General features: G+C 64.5%; 14 protein-coding genes and 1 pseudogene. 4 read left to right on the forward strand and 11 right to left on the reverse strand.

Features of this window, described 5'->3' with window-relative positions; translation table 11 throughout:
- Window position 1: 1 nt before the first annotated feature.
- The 3 genes from HU748_RS22430 to HU748_RS22440 all read right to left on the reverse strand — a co-directional run bounded on the left by HU748_RS22430 (window position 2) and on the right by HU748_RS22440 (window position 4,054).
- The gene (locus tag HU748_RS22430) at window positions 2-2,473 is read right to left on the reverse strand and encodes a TonB-dependent receptor (RefSeq protein WP_186721983.1); all 2,472 of its coding nucleotides are present in this window, start codon (window positions 2,471-2,473) and stop codon (window positions 2-4) included.
- Window positions 2,474-2,595: 122 nt separating this feature from the next.
- Window positions 2,596-3,552 (reverse strand): FecR domain-containing protein, encoded by a 957-nt coding sequence (locus HU748_RS22435; protein WP_186667629.1) that lies wholly within the window; start codon window positions 3,550-3,552, stop codon window positions 2,596-2,598.
- Window positions 3,539-4,054, reverse strand: coding sequence for a sigma-70 family RNA polymerase sigma factor (locus tag HU748_RS22440; RefSeq protein WP_186721984.1), 516 nt, complete (start codon window positions 4,052-4,054; stop codon window positions 3,539-3,541). Before HU748_RS22440 ends, HU748_RS22435 begins: the two co-directional genes overlap by 14 nt.
- A 184-nt stretch (window positions 4,055-4,238) precedes the next feature.
- On the opposite strand from HU748_RS22440, the gene HU748_RS22445 reads away from it, so the two are divergent.
- The 3 genes from HU748_RS22445 to HU748_RS22455 all read left to right on the forward strand — a co-directional run bounded on the left by HU748_RS22445 (window position 4,239) and on the right by HU748_RS22455 (window position 8,552).
- A complete protein-coding gene (locus HU748_RS22445) occupies window positions 4,239-4,865 on the forward strand; it encodes a DNA-3-methyladenine glycosylase (RefSeq protein ID WP_186667631.1) in 627 nt (208 codons plus the stop codon).
- A gap of 168 nt (window positions 4,866-5,033) precedes the next feature.
- Window positions 5,034-6,095 (forward strand): bifunctional DNA-binding transcriptional regulator/O6-methylguanine-DNA methyltransferase Ada, encoded by a 1,062-nt coding sequence (gene ada, locus HU748_RS22450; protein WP_186711627.1) that lies wholly within the window; start codon window positions 5,034-5,036, stop codon window positions 6,093-6,095.
- Window positions 6,096-6,149: 54 nt separating this feature from the next.
- The gene (locus tag HU748_RS22455) at window positions 6,150-8,552 is read left to right on the forward strand and encodes a DUF3772 domain-containing protein (RefSeq protein WP_186721985.1); all 2,403 of its coding nucleotides are present in this window, start codon (window positions 6,150-6,152) and stop codon (window positions 8,550-8,552) included.
- Window positions 8,553-8,708: 156 nt separating this feature from the next.
- Here HU748_RS22455 and HU748_RS22460 read toward each other — a convergent pair whose 3' ends face one another.
- The 6 genes from HU748_RS22460 to HU748_RS22485 form a co-directional block, all read right to left on the reverse strand.
- Window positions 8,709-10,139 carry an aldehyde dehydrogenase family protein gene (locus HU748_RS22460; RefSeq protein ID WP_186721986.1) on the reverse strand — a complete coding sequence of 477 codons (1,431 nt, stop codon included), beginning with the start codon at window positions 10,137-10,139 and terminating at the stop codon, window positions 8,709-8,711.
- Window positions 10,140-10,152: 13 nt separating this feature from the next.
- Entirely contained in the window at window positions 10,153-11,652 is a 1,500-nt protein-coding gene (locus HU748_RS22465; protein WP_186721988.1) for a cytosine permease, read from the reverse strand.
- Window positions 11,653-11,737: 85 nt separating this feature from the next.
- On the reverse strand, window positions 11,738-12,127 hold the full coding sequence (locus HU748_RS22470) for a nuclear transport factor 2 family protein (RefSeq protein ID WP_186711635.1): 390 nt from the start codon (window positions 12,125-12,127) through the stop codon (window positions 11,738-11,740).
- Window positions 12,128-12,259: 132 nt separating this feature from the next.
- Window positions 12,260-13,909, reverse strand: coding sequence for a hypothetical protein (locus HU748_RS22475; RefSeq protein ID WP_186721990.1), 1,650 nt, complete (start codon window positions 13,907-13,909; stop codon window positions 12,260-12,262).
- A gap of 160 nt (window positions 13,910-14,069) precedes the next feature.
- On the reverse strand, window positions 14,070-14,780 hold the full coding sequence (locus HU748_RS22480) for a hypothetical protein (protein WP_186711637.1): 711 nt from the start codon (window positions 14,778-14,780) through the stop codon (window positions 14,070-14,072).
- Between the two features lie 133 nt (window positions 14,781-14,913).
- The gene (locus HU748_RS22485) at window positions 14,914-15,231 is read right to left on the reverse strand and encodes an Lrp/AsnC ligand binding domain-containing protein (RefSeq protein ID WP_346655482.1); all 318 of its coding nucleotides are present in this window, start codon (window positions 15,229-15,231) and stop codon (window positions 14,914-14,916) included.
- 25 nt (window positions 15,232-15,256) lie between these two features.
- Between HU748_RS22485 and HU748_RS22490 the strand changes: the two are divergent.
- Window positions 15,257-15,820: pseudogene (locus HU748_RS22490) on the forward strand (pyridoxal-phosphate dependent enzyme); the annotation flags it as partial.
- 31 nt (window positions 15,821-15,851) lie between these two features.
- Here HU748_RS22490 and HU748_RS22495 read toward each other — a convergent pair.
- On the reverse strand, window positions 15,852-16,319 hold the full coding sequence (locus HU748_RS22495; RefSeq protein ID WP_186721992.1) for a DoxX family protein: 468 nt from the start codon (window positions 16,317-16,319) through the stop codon (window positions 15,852-15,854).
- Between the two features lie 254 nt (window positions 16,320-16,573).
- On the reverse strand, window positions 16,574-17,674 hold the full coding sequence (ychF, locus tag HU748_RS22500) for a redox-regulated ATPase YchF (protein WP_186667640.1): 1,101 nt from the start codon (window positions 17,672-17,674) through the stop codon (window positions 16,574-16,576).
- Between the last annotated feature and the right edge of the window lie 6 nt (window positions 17,675-17,680).

The raw sequence follows: 17,680 nt of genomic DNA on the forward strand, positions 1-17,680 counted from the left end.
ATCAGAAGCTCCCGCGCAAGGTCACCGACACATTGCGCGGATCGCCCCAGTAGTAGCCGGTCGGTGTCGGTGCCACCTGGCGGTAGTACTGCTTGTCGAAGATGTTGTTGGCGTTGACCTGCAACGAGTAGTGGTCGTTGAAACGGTAGTTGACCATCGCGTTGTACACCGCATACCCCGACTGTGTGGCGACCGCAGTGCCGCTGCGGTTGTAGATGTCGCTCTGGGCCTGCACGCCACCACCAATGGTCCAGGCGTCCAGCTCACCCGGCAGGCGGTAGCTGGTGAACAGCCGCAGCATGCGCTTGGGGTCGGTGGTGCGGATCGCATTGCCGGTGTTGCTGGTGGTGTCCTTCAGGTACTCGGTGGTGTTGTAGGTGTAGCCACCGGTCACGTTCCAGCCCGGCAGCACTTCGCCGGAAATCTCCAGTTCGAAGCCCTGGCTGCGGTTCTTGCCGGCCGCAACCTTGCAGTAGCCACTGGTGTAGTTGGGTGGGCAGGGATTTGGCCCGCTGATGTCGTCCAGCGGGTTGCCGACCTGATAGATGCGGAAGAACGCCAGCGAGGTATTCAGCCGTCCGTCATAGAACTCGCCCTTGATGCCAGTCTCGTAGGCCTCGCCGGTGACCGGCGCGAGCACCGAGCCAGTGGCGTCGGTGGCGGTCTGCGGGTTGAAGATCTCGGTATAGCTGGCGTACGTGCTGAAGTTGTCGTTGAGGTCATAGATCAGCGCCGCGTAGGGCACCACTTCGTTGTCGACACTGAACTTGCCGTTGGAGCGGGTGTTGTTTTCCTGCTCATAGTCGTACCAGTTGGTGCGCGCGCCGATGATCGCGGTGAGCGGGTCGGCCAGGGAAATGCGCCAGGTGGCGTAGGCGCCTTCCTGGGTGGTGCGGGTGCGCACCGGGTGGGCGAGGATGTTGATAGGCGGGTTGGCCAGGCTGGTCTTGGGGTCCCAGTTGCGGATGTCGAACACCCCCGACTGAACGTTGTTGGTGGCCGAGGCGTAGGAATCGTTGCGGATGCGCTCGACGCCCAGCATCAGCTCGTGGGTGCGGCCCAGCAGGTCGAACGGGCCATTGAGGGTCGCGCTCAGGTTGTTCTGCAGGCTCTCGCCGCCATCGCCTTCGGTGACCTGGTAGCTCATCAGGTACGGGTTGTTGGTGGGGTTGGCGGCGCCGGTGGCGCGGGTGAAGTAGGTCTGCTTGAAACCATCGTCGGCCAACTCGAAGTGGGTGCGCTGGGCCATCAGCTTGAGCTTCCAGTCGTTGTCGAAACGATGTTCGAGCTCGGCGAAGGTTTGCAGGTTGCTGCGGTTCCAGCGGTTCCAGTCGGCACCCAGGTAGGTGCTGCGGCCAAACGGCAGCGGCGAGCCGTCGTAGTTGGCGGGCAGGTTGCCCCAGGCGCCGGTGGCGTCGAGCTTGGTCCATTCAAGGCCGGTGGTGAGGGTGGTGCTGTCGTTCAGGTCGAAGGCCAGTACGCCGTACAGTACGTCCTTGCGTTCCTGGCGCGACTCCTGGAAGTGGTCCTTGTCGTCGTGCACGGCGATGATCCGCCCACGCACGTTGCCGGTTTCGGTCAATGGCCCGGAGATGTCGGCGACATAGCGCTGGGCGTTCCAGGTGCCCAGGGTAATGCTGCCGCTGCCCTGGTATTCGTAGGTCGGGCGCTTGCGCACCAGGTTCACCGTGCCCGAAGGGTTGCCCGCCCCGCGCAGCATGCCGGTGGCCCCGCGCAGGATCTCGGCGCGGTCGATGATCGCCGAGTCGCTCTGGATGAACGAGCCGCCGCCGCTGCTCTGCACCACGGTGGCGCCGTCGTACTGGATGGCGTCGATCGAGTAGCCGCGCGAGTAATACTGCACGCGCTCGCTGTCGGTCAGGTTGACCACCACGCCCGGGGTCTGCTCGAGCAGGTTGGTGAGGTTGGTGATGTTCTGGTCGTCGATGCGCTGGCGGGTGACCACGGTCACCGACTGCGGGGTGCGGCGGATGCTTTGCGGAGTCTTGCCGATGGTCACCGCGCCGGTGGTGTAGGAGCCGGTGTTCTCGGTGGTCTCGCCCAGGCGGTCGCTGGAAATGCTGGTGGCACCAAGCTCGAGTGCATCACCGACGTCCAGCGCCGGGATCAGCATGAAGCTCTTGTCGCTCTGTTGCTGAACTTGCACGTTGCTGCCCTGCACCAGGATCGACAGGGCCTGGGCGCTGTCGTAGCTGCCTTGCACGCCACGGGTGGTCTTGCCCTGGAGGCTGTTCGCGTCGAACGACAGGTTCAGGCCGCCCTGGCGGGCCACCTGGTCCAGCGCTGGGGCCAACGGGCCGGCCGGGATGTTCCAGGCGAGCTGCTGGTTTTGGCCTGCCGTGGCGGCGAAAGCTTGGGCCGAGAGCGTGGCGCTGGCAAGGCCCAGGCCGAAGGCAGCGGCGTGTATGGCATTGCGCAGCCTGTCGTTGCGGGGGGAACACGGGCGAATCATGAAGCGCTCCTGAAGGTTGGGGGAGACCACTTTTCGGGCTTTGTTCCTTCAGGCCGGACGAGAATGAGATTCCACCTCATTTATTTTCGTCGATGCATGTTGACTGGCCAAACGTCCCAGGGTCAGGCCAGGTCGATGCTCACCCAGTAGCGCGTGCGGTAGTCGATGCGCACCGGCAGGGTTCGTGCGATCAACAGCAGGATCTGATCGATGTCTGCCAGTTGATAAGTCCCCGAGACCTTCAGCCCGGCGACCTCCGGTGCGCATCTGAGCAGCCCCGGCCGATACCGCGAAAGCTCGGCCACGAACTCGCCCAGTGGCATCTGCTGCACACTGAGAACGCCATCGGTCCAGCCCCACGGGTCGCCATGCAGGGTCGCCACCTCGGTTAGCCCCGAGGCACTTACCTGCAGCACCTCGCCGGTCTTCACCCACCGTGGGCGAGCGGAGGAGGGGAACAGCAGCACCTCGCCACGGCGAACCGCCAACAGCAGGCCGTCGTCGTTCTCGCGCAGCAGCAACTGGCCGTTGCGGGTGTCCATGTCGGCGATGGCGGTGTCGATGTGGAAGGTGCGGTTGTCGCTGGCGTTGCTGTCCAGGCTGACCTCGCCGCGAATCAGTGTCAGCAGGCGCTGGTCGGCGCTGTAGCGCAGGTCGATGGCGCTGGCGGTGTTGAGCTGGATGCGGCTGCCGTCGCTGCCTTGCAGGTCGCGGCGCTCGCCGGTGGCGGTGCGGCTGTCGGCCATCAGCGCGGGCAGGCCCAGGGGCTCGCGCGCGGTCCAGAGAGCCCCCCCGGCAACCGCGAATCCGACCAGCAGCTTGAGGTTGTCTCGCCGGCTCATGCGTTGCCGCTGGCTGCCCTCGAGGGTGCGTCGGCTCAGGTCGGGGGGCAGGCCGGCCAGTTCGTTGCCCAGGCTGTTGACCCGCTGCCAGGCCAGGGCGTTGTGCGGATGGCTGTGCAGCCAGTGCTGGAATTGCTGCTGGTGGTGCGCCGATGGATCGTCGAAGCGCAGTTTCACCAGCCAGTCGATCGCCTCGTCGACCTGGGCCTGGGCCGGGATGCGCTCAGGCGTCGGCATAGCGCAACCGATAGCAGGTGCCCAGCGCCCGGGCCAGGTCGCGCTCGACCGTGGCCCGGGACACCTCCAGGCGCATGGCGATCTGCGGGATGCTCAGGCCATCGAGCTGGGCCAGCAGGAACGCCTGGCGCACCCGGGGTTTGAGCAGGTGCAGGGCGCGGTCGAGGCGTTCGAGGGTGTCGAGGATCACCAGGCGATGCTCCTCGCTGGGCGCATCGCTTTCGGGCAGGCAGGCCAGGCTTTCCTGATAGGCGCGTTCCAGTGCGCGGCGCCGGAACTGATCGATCATCAGGCCGCGGGCGATACTGCTGAGGTAGGCGCGGGGCTCTTTCAGCGGCGAAACCTGACGCGCGCGCAGCAGGCGCACGAAGGTGTCCTGGGCGAGGTCCGCGGCATGCTCCCGACAGCCGACCCGGGCCCGCAACCAGCCGCGTAGCCAGGCATGGTGGGTCTGGTAGAGCAGATCGATTTCGGCAGGCTTGAGCATGTCGTTCATCTGCATCGTGGCTGCGGCCCTGGTTGCGAGGAAAGAGTGGGGGAGTGAGTGTGAATAGTTCTCAATTCTATGCGGGGCAATGCTGTTGGAGCAATGGCATACCAGGAATTTGTCGCGCAAGATTCGGCGATCTGGCGATGAACGGTTGGTCTAACATGGGGCTTTCAGTTCATTCCACGGGTAACGTGCCATGATCCATGCCGATCTCTCGCCGCACGCCTATCAGCAGGCGATCGACTTCCTCAGCGGGCTGGACCCGGACTGGGCCCGGCATATCGCCGCGGTCGGGCCGTGCCTGCACCGCGCTACGCCTGGGCGTGAGCCGTTCGAGGCGCTGGTGCGGGCGGTGGCGTACCAGCAACTGCATGCCCGGGCGGCCGAGGCGATACTCGGGCGCTTGCTGGCGTTGTATCCGCAGGTGGCGTTTCCTGCGCCGGAGCAGTTGCTCGCCACCGACCCCGAGGTGTTGCGCGGTTGTGGCTTCTCGGCGAGCAAGCTGGCGAGCATCCTGCACATCGCCCAGGCCCGTCTCGACGGGGCTGTGCCCGGGCGCGAGGAAGCGCTGGCGATGAAGGATGAGGCGCTGATCGAGCGGCTGGTGGCCTTGCGTGGCGTGGGGCGCTGGACCGTGGAGATGTTGCTGATCTACAGCCTGGAGCGTTCGGACATCCTGCCGGTGGATGACTTCGGGGTACGCGAGGGATACCGTCGTCTGAAGGGGTTGGAGAGGGCACCGACACCGGCGCAGATGCGCTCGCTGGGTGGGGTGTGGAGCCCGTATCGGACGGTGGCGGCCTGGTATCTCTGGCGGGCTTGAGGTGGGGGCCTTTTCGCGGGCAAGCCCGCTCCTGCATGGGCGCGCTGTCTCTTGTAGGAGCGGGCTTGCCCGCGAAAAGATCAGCACAAAATAGCCCCGCAAGAACCGGAGAGCCCGCTCCAAGAGAACCTGCCACCCTGACAGCCAATCACCCCAGAGGCCCCGCCCATGCCAGCCACCCCCTACAACACCGATGCCGCCCGCTGGCAGGCCGTCCAGGCCCGCGATCCACAAGCGGCCGGTCACTTCGTCTATGCCGTGCGCACCACGGGCATCTATTGCCAGCCCGGCTGCAAGTCGCGGATGGCCAAGCGCGAAAATGTCGAGTTCTTCGATGATGGCGCCGCCGCTGAAGCCGCCGGCTACCGCCCTTGCAAACGCTGCACGGCAACCCTCGTCGACCCTGGCGCCAAGCGTACCGCGCTGGTCGCGCGTGCCTGCCGGCTGATCGAATCCCACGACAGCGCTCCTCAACTTGAGCAGCTTGGCGCCGAACTGGGTGTCAGCCCCTTCCACCTGCACCGCTTGTTCAAGGCCGAAACTGGCCTCACGCCCAAGGCCTATGCGTCGGCCTTCCGTGCCCGGCGCTTGCGTGAAGGGCTGGAGCAGGCAGGCAGCGTCACCGATGCGATCTACGACGCGGGCTACAACTCCAACAGCCGCTTCTATGCCAGCGCGGGCCAGCGCCTGGGCATGCAGCCGCGTGAGTACCGGGCTGGCGGTGTGGGCGCGACCATCCGTTTTGCCCTTGGCCAGTGCTTTCTCGGGGCGATCCTGGTGGCGCAAAGCGAGCGCGGCATCTGCGCCATCCTGCTTGGCGATGACCCGCAAACGCTGCTCGAACAACTGCAGGACCAGTTCCCCAAGGCCCATTTCATCGGGGGTGACCCCGATTTCGAGCGCTTGGTTGCCGAGGTGGTGGGTTTTGTCGAGCAACCGTCGCTGGGGCTGCAACTGCCCCTCGATGTACAGGGCACCGCGTTCCAGGAGCGCGTCTGGCAGGCACTGCGCGAGGTGCCGGCGGGCGGCCGGGTCAGCTACAGCGATATCGCCGAGCGCATCGGCGCCCCCAAGGCGGTGCGTGCCGTCGCCCTGGCCTGCGCGGCCAACCGCATTGCCGTGGCGATCCCCTGCCACCGAGTGGTGCGGCGTGATGGGGATATCAGTGGTTATCGCTGGGGTGTGGAACGCAAGCGTCTGTTGCTGGCGCGAGAAACGGTCATCACCTGATCGCCGCGGCAGCGTAGAATCCTCCGCCTGTCGAGTTGTATAGAGGGTATTTCGATGAGGCGTGTAAGCCTTGAGCGTTTTTACGTGGGGATTTTGGCCTTGTTGCTGTGGGTGGCCACGCCCGCCTGGTCGGCACCGGCCACCCCGGTATCGAGCCTGGCCGCTGCCGAACAGCAGGTGCTGGACGAAGATGCCAGCCTGGATCAGCTGAGCGACCGGCTCGACCAGATCCGCCAGGGCGTGACCAGCAATGCCAATGACGACCTGCTCTCGCAACTGCGTCAGTCGGCGCTGCAGGTGCAGCGCCAGGCCGATGCCCTGGCCACGCAGCGTACGGCGGATGTCGCCCGGCTGGATGATCAGCTCAATGTGCTGGGGCCGGTGCAGCCCGAGGAGGCCGAGAGCCTGACGCGCCAGCGCCAGCAACTGGGCAAGCAGAAAAAGACCCTGGTGGCCGAGCAGACCGAAGCTACCCAGCTCACCCAGTCGGCGCGTGACCTGTCTACGCAGATCGTCAACCTGCGCCGCAGCCTGTTCAACTCGCAGATCACCAGCCGCGCCGCCAGCCCGCTGAGCCCGGCGTTCTGGTCGAGCCTGATCCGTCCTACCGATGAAGACGTGGCGCGCCTGCGCGACCTGCGCGGTGAGGCGGCAGATGCTGTGGCCAGTGCCCTCAGCGCCGAGCACCGCTGGTTGTTCATCAGCGCGCTGGTGGCTGCCGTGCTGGTCTGGACCTTGGTGCGCAAGGTGCTCGAGCGCCTGCTGGCCGACGCGATGATCCGCTGGCTGCCCGAAGGCCGGTTGCGCCGCAGTGCCCTGGCCCTGGGCGTGGCGTTGGCCACCCTGGCGACCATCGCCGGTTCCGTGTCGTTGCTGCGCTGGGGCCTGGAAAGCAGTGCCGAGGTAGGGCCGGACCTTGCCAGCCTGACCAATCATGTCCTCACCCTGGTGGTGTTCAGCGCCTTCATCTCGGGCCTGGGCCGCGCCATGCTGATGCTGCAGCGCCCGTCCTGGCGCCTGCCGCCGATCCCCGACGAAGTGGCCAGCGCCCTGGGCTGGTTCCCGCAGGCCCTGGCCCTGGCGTTGGTGCTGCTGCTGACCCAGGAGCGGATCAACAGTGTCATCGGCACCAGCCTGGCACTGACCCTGGCCACCAACGGCCTGACCGCGCTGGTGGTATCGCTGCTGTTCGTCGCCGTACTGGTACGCTATCGCCGCACTCGTCGCCAGCACGGGTTGGAGCGCCCGGCGGGCCTGGCGGGGCTGATCCCCTTCGTGGTGGTGGTGTGGGTCATCGCGATCCTGCTGGCGCTGCTCACCGGCTACCTCACCCTGGCCTACTTCCTGACCGCCAAGCTGCTGTGGATCAGTGTCGTGGCGGTGTGCGCCTACCTGCTGGTGACCGTGTTCGGCGACCTCTGCGAAACCTTGCTGTCGCCGCGTCAGCCTGCTGGCCTGGCGCTGGCCTCGGCGCTGGGCCTGCAGCAGCGTCACCAGGCCCAGGCCAGCACGGTGCTGGCCGGTATCGGTCGCACCGTACTGCTGTTCATCGCCGCGCTGCTGGCGTTCATGCCTTCGGGCACCAGCCCCGGCGAGCTGCTGCTGAGCCTGGCCGACTGGGATGGTAGCGGTGGCAAGATCCTCGGCAACCTGAACATCGTGCCCCAGGATATCTTCCTGGCGCTGGCGATCTTCCTCGGCGGGCTGTTCGCCATTCGTGTGGTCAAGCGCTGGCTGAGCGAGCGTCTGTTGCCGGAAACCGACATGGACGCTGGCATGCGTGCCTCTTTGGTGACGTTGGTTGGCTACCTGGGCTTCCTGTTCCTGGCCATGCTGGTGATGTCGACCCTGCACATCAACCTGACCAGCCTGACCTGGGTGGTCAGTGCGCTGTCGGTGGGTATCGGTTTCGGTCTGCAGCAGATCGTGCAGAACTTCATCTCCGGCCTGATCCTGCTCACCGAGCGTCCGGTGAAGGTGGGTGACTGGGTCAGCCTGGCGGGGGTGGAGGGTGACATCCGGCGCATCAACGTGCGTGCTACCGAGATCCAGATGTCCGATCGCTCGACGGTGATCGTGCCCAACTCGCAGTTCATCTCGCAGAACGTGCGCAACGTGACCATGGCCAATGCGCTGGGTGTGGTCGGTGTGACCTTGACCCTGCCACTGGAGACCGATGCCAACCACGTGCGCGAGCTGCTGCTGCAGGCTTACCGCGACCACGAGGCGATCCTCGATGCTCCGGCGCCGTCGGTCACCTTCAAGGATTTGACCGCCAGCGGCATGGTGCTCAGCGCCAGTGGCTACGTGGCCGGGCCGCGGCAGGCGTCGGGCGCACGCAGTGACCTGCTGTTTGCCATTCTCGGGCGCCTGCGCGAGGAAGGTATCGCGCTGTCGTCGCCGCAGAGCATGGTGTTGCTGCAGGAAGGGACGCGGGCGGCAGACGAATCGGTGTGACACAAATGGGGCCGCTTTGCGGCCCATCGCGGGACCAGCCCGCTTCCACAGATTTAGTGGGATATGCGTCCACCCTCTGGGCATGCCCCGATCAGTGTGGGAGCGGGCTGGTCCCGCGATGGGCTGCAAGGCAGCCCCAACTGCATTACCGAGACCTCAGCCTACGCACCGCGTCACGTGCTTCACCGACAGATACCCCGACAACCCCCAAGGCCCAAGCTCGCGCCCGATGCCGCTGCCCTTGGTGCCGCCCCACGAGGTTTCGACGAACACCGCCTGCACCGAGTTGATCCACACATGCCCGACCTCCAGCGCATCGGCCACGCGTTCGGCGCGCTCGAGGTCCGCCGAGCAGACCGTGGCCACCAGGCCGAAGCGGCTGTCGTTGGCCTGGGCAATTGCTTGCTCTTCCGTGGTGAACCGGCGTGCGCACAGCACCGGGCCGAAAATCTCTTCGACCCACAAGCGGCTGGTCTCGGGCACATCGACGTACAGTGTCGGACTGACGAACCAACCTTCGGCATCCAGCGCCTTGCCACCGGCCAGGCACTTCAACCCTTCTTCACGCGCCCTGGCGAAATAGCTGGCAACCTTGAGCCATTGCGCCTGGCTGGTCAGCGGGCCCATCTCGACGTCTTCGACCAGTGGATTGCCCACGCGCAATTTCTCCAGCGCCGCCTGCAGGCGTGGCAGCAGCGTGTCGGCGATACCGTCCTGCACCAGCAGGCGTGAGGTGGCCGAGCACATCTGCCCGGCGTTCCAGGTAATGCCGGCGACAATCCACTCTACCGCCTGGTCCGGATCGCAGTCGTCGAAGACCACGATCGCCGACTTGCCGCCCAACTCCAATGTCACTGGGCGGCACTGCGTGGCGGCGCTGCGCATGACCTGGCTGCCGACGGCATTGCTGCCGGTGAACGACAGCTTGTCCAGACCGTTGTGGCCGCTCAGCGCCGCGCCGGTCTCGGCCTTGCCGTTGACGATGTTCAGCACCCCGGCAGGCAGCCCCAACTGCTCGGCGATCTGGCCGTAGGCCTGTTCGATCAGTGGGGTGACCTCCGAGGGCTTGAGCACCACGGTGCAGCCGGCGGCCAGGGCCGGGGCGAGCTTCCAGGCACTGGTCACCAGCGGGAAGTTCCACGGCACGATCAGGCCGACCACGCCGACGGCTTCCAGGCGGGTGCGTGCGGTAAAGCCTGGGGCGGCCAGGGGCACGTCGCAGTTTTTCTGCGGCAGTTGTTCAGCGAGCTCGGCGTAGTAGGCGAAGGTTGCCACCGCGTCGTCCAGATCGATCTCGGCCTCGTGCCGTGGCTTGCCGTTGTTGCGCATCTGCAGCGCGATCAATTCCTCGCGGCGGGCACCGAGCTGTTCGGCAAATCCGCGCAACAGGGCTGCGCGCTCAGCGGCGGGGCGGCTCTTCCAGGTGGGCAGCGCACGGCGTGCGGCTTGCACCGCCTCGTCCACCTGGGCGCTGCTGGCCGATTTCAGCTCGGCGAACGGGACGCCCAGAGAGGGATCGCAGACGCTGATGCTGTCGTTGCCTTGGCCTTCGACCCAGCGGCCGTCGATGTAGTGGGGGGTGGTCATGGTCGGATTCCAGTCAGGCCATTTCGGCAGTGGTCACGGGTGTCACGGGAGCATCTTTGCAGCGTACCCAGCGCGGGCCGCGCGGGCCGTAGACACCGGCAGGTTCGGGGAACAGGTTGAGCAGGATCAGGTACAGCACGCCGGCGATGCCGAGGGTGACCGGCAGGCTCAGGTCGATGCCGCCAGCCAGGTCACCGAACGGGCCGACGAACTGTCCCGGCAGGTTGACGAAGCACAGGCCCACGGCGGCGCTGGGGATCCAGGCACCCATGCCGCGCCAGTTCCAGCCGTGCAGGAACCAGTAGTGGCCGCCACGCTGGCCGCGGGTGAACACCTGCAGGTCGTCGGCGTGGTAGAAGCCACGGCGGGTGATCAGGCCGAGGATCATGATCACCATCCACGGGCTGGTGCAGGTGATGATCAGCACGGCGAAGGTCGATACGCTCTGCACCAGGTTGAAAGCGAAGCGGCCGATGAAGATGAAGGCGATCGCCAGCACACCGATCAGCAGGGTGGCGGCCGCGCGGCTGAGCAGGCGCGGGAACACGCTGGACATGTCCAGCCCGGTGCCGTACAGCGCGGTGGTGCCGGTGGACATGCCGCCGATCACGGCAATCAGGCATACCGGCAGGAAGAACCAGGTCGGCGAAATCGCCAGCAGGCCGCCGACATAGTTGTTGGCGGCGATATAGTCCGGCGCCTGGCTGGCCACCAGGGTAGCGGTGCACAGACCGAACAGGAACGGGATCAGGGTCGCGGCCTGGGCCAGGATCACCGCCAGCATGATGCGCGATTTCGGGGTCTGGCGCGGGATGTAGCGTGACCAGTCACCGAGGAACGCGCCGAAGGACACCGGGTTGCTCATGGCGAGGATCGCGGCGCCAACGAAGGCGGCCCAGAAGCCCGGCTGGCCGAGGTTGACGCTGCCGGCGAAGCTTGCGTCGAACGGTCCGGCGAAGGCGGCGACGCCGAGCAGGAACAGCAGGCTTGAAGCCCATACCGCAACCTTGTTGACCCACAACATGAAGCGGAAACCAAAGATGCATACCACCAGCACCAGCACTGCGAACAGGCCATAGGCCAGACCCAGGGTGAGGTCGGTTTCGGGCAGCCCGACCAGGCGCTTGGCGCCGCCGATCAGGGCATCGCCCGAGCTCCACACCGACAACGAAAAGAACGCCACGGCGGTCAGCAGCGACAGGAACGAGCCGACGATCCGTCCGTGTACGCCAAAATGCGCACCGGACGAGACGGCGTTGTTGGTGCCGTTGAGTGCGCCGAACAGCCCCATGGGGGCAAGGATCAGCGAACCGACCCCGACGCCGAGCAGGATCGCCCACAGCCCCGCCTGGAAGGACAGCCCGAACAGTACCGGGAAGCTGCCGAGCACGGCGGTGGCGAAAGTGTTGGCGCCGCCGAAGATCAGGCGGAAAAGGTCAAGGGGAGTGGCGTCGCGTTGATCGTCGGGGATCTGTTCGACGCCATTGGTCTCGATACCGGTCGAGTGGCTCATGGTGGTGCTCCAGCGCGTGTGTTGTTGGCCTGAGGCAGGCCTTGTTGTGAGTGCGATGGCAGTGCGGCAAGGCCGTTGTCGAAGGTCAGGCGCAGGAGGCGACCGACAAGTGTTCATGGCACGCCAGCCAGCGCTCGCCTTGCAGGCGGAACACGATGGTCTCGCGCTCGTTCAGCGCTTGTTCCTGCTCGGCAATGCGAATGCGTGTGGCCACGTCGTGCATGAAGATCGCCAGATCGCCCTGCAGGCTCACGTGGGCATTGCTCGAGGTGCAGCCGAGCACGGCAAAGCCGTCGGCTTTCCACTGGGCCCAAAGGTCTTCATAGGCGCGGCGAGACAGAAGCGGTTGGGGCAGCGTATGGAACAGGAACGTGGCGTCTTCGCTGAAACAGGCGAAATAGCGGGCGGTATCGTTACTGGCAAAGGCGTCGACGAGGTCGGCGGCAGCTTGCCGTACCTGGAGGGTCTGGTCCACGGGAGTGGCCTCACGGTTATTGTGATTGTGGTGAGGCGATTCTGGAGAGGCGTGTCAGGGGGAAAAATCGGCAGGGGCAAATAATCAGTTCAGAAAATCATGAACTGATTATTTGCCCCTGGCGGGAGGCCATTAACCGGCGTTGAGTTCGCTACGGTAGTTTTCCAGGTACACCTGACGCTCGTGGCTGGCGGCATTGCGGTCGGCTGCGATCATGTCCAGCTTGCCCGCCGCCTCGGTAAGATAGGCCGGCAGTTCGTCGTTGGTGATGTACTTTCCGGACAGCGTGTTGAGCTTGCTACAGCCGTCCTTGAACGTCAGGGCGAAATGATCGGAGACAATGCCGACGGCGATCCACTGCCCGGTCTGGCTGATGAAGAATGCGTCGGTGGACTCACACAATTGCGAGAAGAGGTAGTCGCGGCTCGAGTCGATGTCTTCGGCATCTTCGAACTCTTCGATCTGCTCTTGGGCATCCTGGCGAATGATCTCCATGAAGTCGCAGAACGAGCGGAAGAAGAACGCAATTTCCACGACGATTTCGCGGGTGCGCTTGAGGGCGCTCACGCTCAGGTTCAGTGACCTGATGGCAAGCTCGATGATCTCCTGCTCGCTGCCTTTGCCTGCCATCAGCACAGAGACTTCCGCCAGTTCGGCTGCCTGTTCGCGCCGGGCGGTTTCGTACTTGTCGGCATTATCGAGCATATGCAGCTGCATCTGGCGCAGGTTGTCGGCTTGTTCCCGGCTGGCATCGCTGATCTCACCGGCAGCCGAGGCCAGCGTCTGGAGCGCGGAATCCAGTGTTCCAAGGTGCTCCTTGGCCAGGTTGTACTTGACCTTGGCCTTGGCCAGAAGCTCTTGGGCTTCGGTGATCCGGTTCTCCAGCGCCTTGAGCTTGCCGGTGTCGCTCTCCTGGCCTTTCTGCTTCTGATAACCGGAGATCGACGTCTGCAGTTTCTCCACATCCTCCTGTATCAGGGCCAGTTCCGCGCGCTGCTCGGAGCGTTCTTTCTTCAGGCGAATGAGATCGCCAGTGGTGTCGCTGTTGGCGCCTTTACCGACGCTGGTAGCGACTGAGGCGGCGGCGATCAGCGACGAGCCGCCGCCGCTGGCGGCCATGGCCACCAGTGGCATGGCGGCCGATACCACCTGCGCCGCACCACGCAGCATGCCTGACCAGAAGGCGCGCTCCTCGGAAGACTTGGCTTGGGCTGCATAGTCGCGGGCAAGCGCCTCGTAGCGCTGGACCTGTTGTTGCATGTCGGCTACCAGCGATTCCAGTGCCTTGCTGCGAGCCTTGTGCTGAAGAATTTCCTGACGAATTTTTTCGTTGGCCTCAAGTGTCAAGCTCAAGGCCATTTCGCTGCTGGCGGTCACTTCGTTGGTGTCATTGATGATGCAATCGTAGCGGTCGACGATGGTTTGCAGGTTCGCGTTGACCTCCATGGCCGATTTTTTGATCTCGTTGGCCATCTCCATCAGTTCTTTGCCGACGAAGCGCTTGATCTGCGTGATGTCGCCGCTTGTCTGGGCGGCGGTCCAGCCGGTCAGGCCGCGGTTGAGCCTTCGGGTGAGACGGCTGGCGGCATTGCTGGCGGCCTTGATCTGGCGTTCGCTCTCCTGCTGCGCTTTGATCAGGCTGTTCATGATGCTGCTGATCTTGACGCGGATGTCGCCGTTGCGTTGGGGCGTGGTGTTGTAGGCGATGTAGAGCAGGTCGATGGCGTGGTCCGTATCGATCCTGGCGCGCGACGAGTCGTAGGAGCCCTCGATCCTGTTCACGTAGTGAGTCACGAGCGGGCTGTGGACGGTTGGCAGGCTCAACGGTTGGGATGCGCCATGAGTTGTCAGTTCCTTACGGATGTTTTTCTCGATCAGGGCTCTGCGGCTGATGAATGGGGTAGATTCAGACACGGTGGACCTCTTCTGTGGATTGGGAGAACTATCTAGCGGGGGTTTGGAAATCGGGGGATGGCTGTCGGCCGAATCCCGAGGGGGCTGTCGCCGCGCAGTCGTCTATCCATGTCATCGAATAGAAGGCAATGTTGCTGAGCTGTGACCAGAGCGTTTTGAGCAGCGCATGGGTGTCGTCGAGTGCCGACTGCAGCAGAGGGTGCAGAGGCACGACCTCCTCGGCGTAGCACTGAGGGCTGTGCTGGGGGGATTCACAGTCATGGCGTGCGGCGGTGAATGCGTCCAGTTGCTGGAGTACGGCGCTCTGTTGCAGGCGTGTGCTGCTGAGTGCCGGTTTCATCACCGTCAGGTTGCGCTCGTCGAACTGGGTCGAACGGATGGCGCTCTGATTGGTCCAGATTTCGTTTTCAAGCGCTTGCAGACGTATGCGGTGCTCTGGGCGCCACGGCAGTTTTTCGTAGTCCTGGAGCTCCTGGTCCAACTGCTGGCGCAGGCGGGCTATACGACGTTCGATTTCGGGAATCTGCCGCAGCCTTTCACCCATGGTGGGCTCCAGGCGATGGATGCTGTCGATGAGCAGCCGCTCCAGACTCTCCAGATGCGGCACGCACTGCGCGGCACGGCGTTCCAGTTGCAGAGTCTCGGTCTGCGGATCGGCTGGCTGTGCGCTGATGAGCCCTGTGTATAGCAAGGCCACCGCCAGACCTGGCAATTGCATGGACGCGTTGATAAGTGGCATGGGACGCTCCGTTCCTGGGGGAAGCGGAGCGTCTGCGACGGACCGCTGTCGGCATTAGAGCGTCGGGGCACTGCTCGAAAAAGAAGGAACGGATGCCTTTCAGGGACGGTTTACCAAAGCAGGTGGCATTGCCTCAGATATTGATGAAACCCCCGGACTTCACCTCGTTGAGCACGAAGAAGGTGCGCACCTGCCGCACTCCGGGAAGGGCGATGATCTGCGTATTGTGCAGTTGGTTGAAGGCCGGCAGGTCACGCACGCGGATCTTCAGGAAGTAGTCCACATCCCCCGCCACCAGCCAGCATTCCAGCACCTGCTGCAGGTTGCGCGCGGCCGCTTCGAACGCGGCGAAGCTCTCGGGGGTGGAGCGATCCAGCACCACGCCGATGAGTACTACGGTGCCTTGCTGCAGCACGTTCGGATCGACGTGGGCATGCACCCCTTTGATCACGCCCGCATCGAACAGCCGCGCCAAGGGCGGCAAGCCGTTCCCGATTCCGGCAGGGTGCTCCGAGCACCCCTACGGCGGGCTGGGCTTTGTCGGCTTTGCCGAGGAAGTACGCCAGCAGGAGGCGGAGCTGGGCTTCAAGTTCGACTACATCGTGGTGTGTTCGGTTACCGGCAGCACTCAGGCGGGCATGGTGGTCGGTTTTGCCGCCGATGGGCGCTCGCAGCGGGTGATCGGCATCGACGCTTCAGCCAAGCCGGAGCAGACCAAGGCGCAGATCCTGCGCATCGCACGTCACACCGCCGAGCTGGTGGACCTGGGGCGCGAGATCACCGAGGACGATGTGGTGCTCGATACCCGCTACGCCTACCCCGAATATGGGCTGCCGAACGAGGGCACGCTGGAGGCGATCCGCCTGTGTGGCCGGCTGGAGGGGGTGCTGACCGACCCCGTGTACGAGGGCAAGTCGATGGCGGGGATGATCGGCATGGTGCGCGATGGCGAATTCCCCGAAGGTTCGCGGGTGCTGTATGCGCACCTGGGCGGTGTGCCGGCACTCAACGCCTACAGCTTCCTGTTCCGCAACGGCTGATCGAGCGTCGCCTGAACGGATCGCGTTGCACTTAGCGCCCGTGCCACAACCTGTGATCCAAGGCAAAGCGTCCGCCGCCCCGGATGGCCATATACAACGCCAGGCTGCCGAGGATCACCGGATATTCGATGCCCCGGTCCACCCACGGCCAGGTCGGACCGAGGGCGTAGCTGATCCCGACCATCTCCGCGGCCATGGCCAGGGCAACGGGCCGGGTCAGCACGCCGACGACGAGCATCAGCGCGCCGACGGTTTCCAGCAGCATCACCAGAAACGCCAGTTCGGCGGCGAACGGCAGGCCCATCACGTTGCCGATGAGGTGGGTCGAACTGGCCATCGGATCGGCTATAGAGCCATGTGAGTCACCCAGCAGCTTGGGCAGCCCGTGGGTGAACATGACGATGCCCAGTACAGCGCGCAGCAGGGCATAGAAGACCGGCTCCAGGCGTGCCTGAAGATTGCGGACGGATGACGGGGTGTCGCGGGGAATGCTGGTCATGTTCGAGCCCTCGCAGTGTTGCTTGCGTCGATGGTCGGCAGTGGAGCGGTTGATTCAATGATGGTGGTTGATGCCGGCGGGATAAAGCGGGCGGATTGGACTTGTCAATTCCAGCTGCATTAACAGTAGCCGTGATGTTCGCCTAGCGGCCCCTCGCCCATCGAGGCTTCCAATTGCCAATAAAAAACCGCGCAAAGGCGCGGTTTTTTATTGGCTCGGAGTGAGACGGCGTACCGAATGCTCCTGCAGCGCGATCAGACGTTGAAGCGGAAGTGCATCACATCACCGTCCTTGACGATGTAGTCCTTGCCTTCCAGGCGCCATTTGCCGGCTTCCTTGGCACCGCCTTCACCCTTGAACTGGATGAAGTCGTCATAGGCGACCACTTCGGCACGGATGAAGCCTTTCTCGAAGTCGGTGTGGATGACACCGGCGGCTTGCGGGGCGGTGGCGCCGACGCGGACGGTCCAGGCGCGCACTTCCTGTACACCGGCGGTGAAGTAGGTCTGCAGGTTGAGCAGCTCGTAGCCGGCGCGAATCACGCGGTTCAGGCCGGGTTCTTCAAGGCCCAGGGCCTCGAGGAACATGTCCTTCTCCTCACCGTCTTCCAGCTCGGCGATCTCCGCTTCGATCTTGTTGCACACCGGCACCACGACCGCGCCTTCTTCCTCGGCGATGGCTTTCACCACGTCCAGGTGCGGGTTGTTGTCGAAGCCGTCCTCGGCAACGTTGGCGATGTACATGACCGGCTTGCTGGTCAGCAGGTGGAAGCCGCGGATGGCAGCCTTCTCGTCGTCAGCCATATGCTTCATCAGGCTGCGCGCAGGCTTGCCTTCGGTGAAGTGCGGGATCAGCTTTTCCAGCAAGGCCTTCTGTGCGAGGGCTTCCTTGTCGCCGCCCTTGGCGTTGCGAGCGACCTTCTGCAGTTGCTTCTCGCAGCTGTCGAGGTCGGCGAAGATCAGTTCGAGGTCGATGATCTCGATGTCGCGCTTGGGGTCGACGCTGTTGGAGACGTGGATCACGTTCTCGTCTTCGAAGCAGCGCACTACATGGGCGATGGCGTCGGTCTCGCGGATGTTGGCGAGGAACTTGTTGCCCAGGCCTTCACCCTTGGAAGCACCGGCGACCAGACCCGCGATGTCGACGAACTCCATGGTGGTCGGCAGGATGCGGTTCGGCTTGACGATCTCGGCCAGCGCCGCCAGGCGTGCGTCGGGCATTGGCACGATGCCGCTGTTCGGCTCGATGGTGCAGAAGGGGAAGTTCTCCGCCGCGATACCGGATTTGGTCAGGGCGTTGAACAGGGTGGACTTGCCGACGTTGGGCAGGCCGACGATGCCGCAATTGAAACCCATGGGAAT

The organism is Pseudomonas sp. RW3S2, assembly GCF_014268955.1.
Taxonomy (GTDB): domain Bacteria; phylum Pseudomonadota; class Gammaproteobacteria; order Pseudomonadales; family Pseudomonadaceae; genus Aquipseudomonas; species Aquipseudomonas wayambapalatensis.